At 44.3% G+C, this 5,241-nt stretch carries 7 protein-coding genes and 1 pseudogene; 5 read left to right on the plus strand and 3 right to left on the minus strand.

Annotated elements, in window-relative coordinates; translation table 11 throughout:
- The first annotated feature begins 249 nt into the window (after positions 1 to 249).
- The 3 genes and pseudogenes from IOC57_RS26685 (at position 250) to IOC57_RS25275 (ending at position 1,039) form a co-directional block, all read left to right on the plus strand.
- Positions 250 to 453, plus strand: coding sequence for an ATP-dependent DNA ligase (locus IOC57_RS26685; protein ID WP_396020890.1), 204 nt, complete (start codon positions 250 to 252; stop codon positions 451 to 453).
- A pseudogene (locus IOC57_RS26690) lies at positions 431 to 799 on the plus strand (ATP-dependent DNA ligase); the annotation flags it as partial. The gene IOC57_RS26685 and the pseudogene IOC57_RS26690, both read left to right, overlap by 23 nt.
- Positions 800 to 883: 84 nt before the next feature.
- On the plus strand, positions 884 to 1,039 hold the full coding sequence (locus IOC57_RS25275; protein WP_207441332.1) for an LIM domain-containing protein: 156 nt from the start codon (positions 884 to 886) through the stop codon (positions 1,037 to 1,039).
- 88 nt (positions 1,040 to 1,127) lie between these two features.
- On the opposite strand, the gene IOC57_RS25280 is transcribed toward IOC57_RS25275, so the two are convergent.
- Positions 1,128 to 1,370, minus strand: a complete 243-nt coding sequence (locus IOC57_RS25280; protein ID WP_207441333.1) for a hypothetical protein — start codon at positions 1,368 to 1,370, stop codon at positions 1,128 to 1,130.
- A 176-nt stretch (positions 1,371 to 1,546) separates the two neighbouring features.
- Entirely contained in the window at positions 1,547 to 3,094 is a 1,548-nt protein-coding gene (locus tag IOC57_RS25285) for a recombinase family protein (RefSeq protein WP_207441334.1), read from the minus strand.
- A 128-nt stretch (positions 3,095 to 3,222) separates the two neighbouring features.
- Here IOC57_RS25285 and IOC57_RS25290 point away from each other — a divergent pair, with 128 nt between their 5' ends.
- Both IOC57_RS25290 and IOC57_RS25295 read left to right on the plus strand, forming a co-directional pair.
- On the plus strand, positions 3,223 to 3,438 hold the full coding sequence (locus IOC57_RS25290; protein WP_207441335.1) for a hypothetical protein: 216 nt from the start codon (positions 3,223 to 3,225) through the stop codon (positions 3,436 to 3,438).
- Between the two features lie 58 nt (positions 3,439 to 3,496).
- Positions 3,497 to 3,685, plus strand: coding sequence for a hypothetical protein (locus tag IOC57_RS25295; protein WP_207441336.1), 189 nt, complete (start codon positions 3,497 to 3,499; stop codon positions 3,683 to 3,685).
- A gap of 184 nt (positions 3,686 to 3,869) precedes the next feature.
- Here the strand turns inward: IOC57_RS25295 and IOC57_RS25300 are convergent, their stop codons facing one another.
- The gene (locus tag IOC57_RS25300; protein ID WP_207441337.1) at positions 3,870 to 4,937 is read right to left on the minus strand and encodes a DUF3900 domain-containing protein; all 1,068 of its coding nucleotides are present in this window, start codon (positions 4,935 to 4,937) and stop codon (positions 3,870 to 3,872) included.
- Between the last annotated feature and the right edge of the window lie 304 nt (positions 4,938 to 5,241).

The following is a 5,241-nucleotide window of genomic DNA, read 5'->3' on the forward strand; positions in this document are numbered from 1 at the left end:
ATTAGAGAAAGATATTGACATCCTATTAGCTGGTTTAGTTCATTAAAAGAAAAAAGGAGGGTGCATATTATACATGACTAATATGTAATCTCCTCTATTTATTAAGGTTTTTTATAATTAGGTCTTGATAAAAAATGAAGTAACCGCTAAGTTTCCGGAGCTACATTCGCTAGGCATTTCGCCCGGAACTACGCTCGACGGGGAGCTCATTTCAACTGACCCCTTGGCAAGCCGGACTTCGAAGCGATGATGAGCCGGTTTCAAAGTAATCGCGCCAGCACGCCCGTCACTTTCGCCACGTTCGACGTCCTGCAGCACGAAGGTCAGTCCGTCACCAACTTACCGCTGCTCGACCGCAAGGAAATACTCGCCGACCTGGTGCGGGAGATTCCGCCCTGCTTTCGAAGGTCACGGCGCAGCCTTTTTCGCAGCCGTTTGCGGACAGGCGCTTGAAGGCGTGGTGCTGAAACACAAGTGCTCGCGATACGAAGTCGGTAAACGTTCGCACAGCTGGCTGAAGGTGATTAAGTACCGGTACGTTGATGTGTACGTTGTTGGCCGTCGGAAGCCAAATGCGAAGCACGAGTTCGGATGGCAGCTTAACTTCGACGATGGTCGCTATGCTGGCGTTATGGAGCTCGGCGTGCCACCGGTTGCTAAGCGCAGAGTTTATGCGGCACAGGCGATAGATGAATCGGATCGCTACGAGTACATTGCGCCAATTAAATGCCGAGTTAAATATCGTAATCTAACTAAGGCGGGCCTGCTGCGCTTGCCTAGTTTCGTAGAGTTCGTCTAATGGCGGGCTCTTTTTTATTATGTAATTATTGCGTTGGATTGGGCATAGACATATACGGAGAACGACACCTAGGAGAGTGACAGCATGAGTGATTACAAAACGGGTAACTCCGGTTCACTTTATGACTACAATGGACGTGATTCATTCGAGTGTTCAGAATGCCGTCAAACTTTAAGTGATAACGAAACGTATGAAGCGTACGGAAATATATATTGCGGAACCTGTTATCAAGGAAAATAACCGACCAAATTGGTCGGTTTTTCTTATATGTAATTTTAGGACGTTTGTTCAATAAGGGGCGAATAAAAAAGCCCGCGGGTAGCGCGGACTAACACGGGCCGACAATAACAATCTCTTCAATATTTCTAATCGGGACACAGTAGTCCCTACCTTCCGTTTTGTGTTTCACGGAAATCATGCTTACTTCAGGGTGATGTCCTGAAATCAACCCCTCAACTTCCCGAGACTCGTTTCCTACTGTATAAGTAACTGAAACAATCAAGGTATTATTGTAGAAGAAATCGAAAAGAGTGTTTTTCTCATCAGTCCTATAAACATTTGCGTTAGCCATTAATATCACCTCGATATTATATACGTTAATAAGCACTGGCTTAGAACGAAAGATAGCGAAGAATTAGACAAAGTCTATGCCCTTCATTTTGGTGATTGATAACGAACGTATATTCGTATATACTTAACGTAAAAAAGGCCTGGCATGAGCAAATGAAAAGACCGCCAGTTAAGCGGTCAGATCTTCGGATATAACTGTAGCACGAACTCGTCTTGCTTCGTCCATTCCTTTTTGCGAAGGTACGTCGCCTTCTCGAGCACGGCCTTCAGCAGCGCATTCTTTCGCTCGATATCGGCATGTTGATACGCTTCGATAACGGTCATTGATTTCGGCAAGTATTCGTCAACGCTTTGATTACGCAAGTCATCCTTCTCAATTTCCGACTTTAAGTTTCGTATCTCGGCTTCAATTCCGTCAATCCGATCGGTGAGATTTTTCTGGCGCTCCATAAATGTATCGATATCATATATCCCGCGTTCTAGGAAATCGTGCTGTCTGCTTTTCTGCTTATTGAGCTCCGAAAGTTCTTGTGCCTTCTTATCGACTAGAAGACGTTTGTACGAAATATCATCGGCATTATTAGGCGTTGCGACTTCGGCCTGCACTTCTAACTGATTCACCAACGCCGCAAGTCCTTCAAATAATCGATCCTCGACGATGTTAATCGAAGATCCTTTCTGTACGCCTTTACACCTAGGTTGCACACATCTGATAGCATCATTAGGTCGAGTAGGTCGAGGCTGGTACAGCATAGAAAAACCGCAGACTGCGCACTTCAGAACGCCAGCCATCGGATTTCTCAGCCGTTTTTCGGTTACGGTGGATGGACGCCATCTCCCGGAGTGCGCCCGATTAGCAGCTTCGAAGAGCTCCGTCGAAACTAACGGATCATGCGCGTTCTCTTTTATCGTCCAGTTTTCGCGCGGTACCTTTTTCTTCTGATACTTACCATTCTGCTTAACGTATTTTACCTGGCCCCATATAATCGTGCCGAGATATACTTCGTTTTTAATGATTGCGGTAATACTGCTCGGCGACCACGTTTCACGGCGCGTGTTAGGCGGCTTGATTCCGAGCCTGTCCAATTCCTGCGCAATAGCTTGGCGTCCGTGCCCGTCGCGCATCATTTCGAACATCTTCTTAACGACCCATGCGGTATCGACGTCGGGATATAGGCGTAAGTTTTCATCGCGTAAGTTACCGTAGGGAGGAATCTTCGAAATGGATTTACCTTCGCCGGCCGAAGCTACACGTCCGCGCAGCATACGACGGGTAATCGCTTTTAGCTCCTCTCTAGCTACTAACGACTTGATTCCGAAAACAAGCTCCCACGTTTCTGACGACGGATCGTACGATTCTGTGGGCGTTAGTATCTTCGTGGCCGAATAGCGGAAGGCTCGGTCGAGCAAGCCCTGGTCAAGCATATCACCGCGTCCAAGACGGTCGAGATCCATTACGAGGACAGCGTCAACATTATGCGCCTCAATAGCACGGAGAAGTTCTTGAATACGGGGGCGTTCCATTACAGATTCTCCAGATACGACCTCTTCGTATATAGCTGAGATTGTGTGGCATTCCTTTTTGGCGACGGAAAGTAGCGTATCACGGTGACGTTGGAGTGTATCGTACGATGCGCCCGAGTCCGCAGCTTTTCGTTCTTCTTCTATATCTTTACGTGATTTTCGTAAGTAAATATAAATCGTAAGTCCTTCAGGTCTACTCAATTAATCTCACCTCTACTCGTATTATAGACTACCTATCTTAGCCATATTCATTAGACGGAGCAGCTACGCAGGTGGAACGGAGGGGTACGAAAAGGTGGCGGAGGAGCTGTCAGCTGTAAGGAAAAAGCATGATAGAATCGGAGGGGGCGCTTATGAAAGAAAAGAAGATGTGTATGTATTGTGCAAAGTGGGAAGAAGTTAGCAATTTAACTCCGTTATATGAAAAAGGTAAGGATTACGTCAATTACTATTGCAATCGGTGCATGCCGGCTGTTAAAGCTAACCTACGCAAGCTTCCGTATCATTCGCTATTTACTTGGGGAACGAAAGGTCAAGCCAATTAACGTTTATTTTCTCTGCACTATAGAAACGCTGTAAGAAACGGTGATTGGAGGAAGTAACATGGAAGACGAGAAGAAACCTTTTGAATATAAGATGAAGAGTGGGAATTCGACCATTATAATTAATTCAGATCTTATGAAACTAACTGAAAAAGAACGAAAGCAATGGTACGCCGATGAGTTGGTGAAAGGTAATCTAGTTTTATTGGATATAGGTAAAGCGATTAATAATTGTTATCGTAAGTATTAAAAGGGTGGAGGTACGGGAATAACCGTAGTCTAAGAAATTAGAAAAAGCGACCGCAATGGGCCGCCCGTAATAAGGAAATCTAACGTAGGTATAGAATGCAGTCACTGACGAGTCACTAAGGAGTCACACTCCCGGTCACTAAACGTGTGACTCCGACCCTATTTCCGTTTTTTATCGCCTAATATTAACCACCGTTTTTGGCGCGTATTCTTGCGATTACCTCGTCCAATTCGTCGGGTTTTAGAAATTCGATTGGACTTACGCTCTTCTCAAAAACAATTGAATCCGACTCAATTATCGTTACATATTTACCATTTAATTTCGCAACGTGGACCGCCTCACCAAAGTCCGAAAGTAGGGCGTTAACTCCGACGTGATCGAGCTTCATTTTCAGGTCTAAGTCAGGCGTAATTTCGACCATAGATGCCGCAGCCTCAACGATTTGGTGCGTATCAAGACGTTCCCGCAACTCGCGTTTTTCACTGACCGCCCACTGCTCGATATCCGCATGAAATTCCTCTACTTCGGGGCTGTCCGCCTCATAATTGACGTTCACATGTTCGCTCACTATACCGACTATTTGACTACGCATGATTTCCGGCATCGATTCGCCATATTCGACGAATTTCAAAAAGTCCTCGAAGTAACGGGCATGTGAAGCCTGGTGGATTTTCAGTTCGCCCTCTTCGACCATTCCTTCTTCGGGCATGTAGGGGTATTGTATGGATTTCATATTTTTCGTGGTGATTGCCATTTCAACGTGCCTGATCAGGGTCCGTTCATCCGAAATCGAAGCAACCTTTGGCTCGAAATCACATTTTAATAAGAAAACGAATGGTTCATCAAGATATTTCGATAATTTAGCAGCGGCGATTATGAAGACACCCCCACGGACGGCACTTGTATCAATATAGGACCGCGTGAATTGTTCATTTTCCTCTTGGAATTCTTCTTTCGTTTTAGCATATCGAACTCGGTTAAATACATTATAATTAGGGTTGGAATCAAGGGCATGCCCTTCTTCGACAATAAAAGAACCGATTTTCGTCGGTATTTGTTCAGTTTTTGGATGGCGGTCCACTTTTCGTTTGGAAATCTTCATCAATTCCCCATCCAAAAAGTCCTTTAGAGGACTTTCCTCGTATTCTTGGGTATCGAGTGTTTGGAAATGTTTAAAACGCTTATCAGCCTGATCGCCTTTTCCTTCTACTTGGATTAAATAAAAAGACAGATAGGTAATCGTAAAATCCATGAATGTCACCTTCTTCAATTATTAAGCATAATTGCCGTACTTTTTTTAAGACTTAATAAGTATAGTGATGTACATTGATTCCGTCAAACTATTGGTGTATGAATGATTAGAATAATTTTGGTGTATTATTTCATAATAATACATAGAGAAAAGAATAATGATTCTCTTTAGAATCAATAATATAATGGTCGTAATTAAAGTGTTGGTTGTCTTGCTGTTCATCGTTTCTTCCATTTATTATGTGAAACCGGAAACTGGCTCATCTCCAATTTGTCTTCAGCCTGGGACACTCTCTGGAGTGTCT

Origin of the sequence: Bacillus sp. SD075 (assembly GCF_017355165.1) — a bacterium.
Lineage (GTDB): Bacteria > Bacillota > Bacilli > Bacillales > DSM-1321 > Peribacillus.

Bases quoted from the DNA above. Each gene is read 5' to 3' on its own strand.
- IOC57_RS26685 (WP_396020890.1), top strand. From the start codon at position 250: ATGAGCCGGTTTCAAAGTAATCGCGCCAGCACGCCCGTCACTTTCGCC.
- IOC57_RS25275 (WP_207441332.1), top strand. From the start codon at position 884: ATGAGTGATTACAAAACGGGTAACTCCGGTTCACTTTATGACTACAAT.
- IOC57_RS25280 (WP_207441333.1), bottom strand. From the start codon at position 1,370: ATGGCTAACGCAAATGTTTATAGGACTGATGAGAAAAACACTCTTTTC.
- IOC57_RS25290 (WP_207441335.1), top strand. From the start codon at position 3,223: ATGATAGAATCGGAGGGGGCGCTTATGAAAGAAAAGAAGATGTGTATG.
- IOC57_RS25295 (WP_207441336.1), top strand. From the start codon at position 3,497: ATGGAAGACGAGAAGAAACCTTTTGAATATAAGATGAAGAGTGGGAAT.
- IOC57_RS25300 (WP_207441337.1), bottom strand. From the start codon at position 4,937: ATGGATTTTACGATTACCTATCTGTCTTTTTATTTAATCCAAGTAGAA.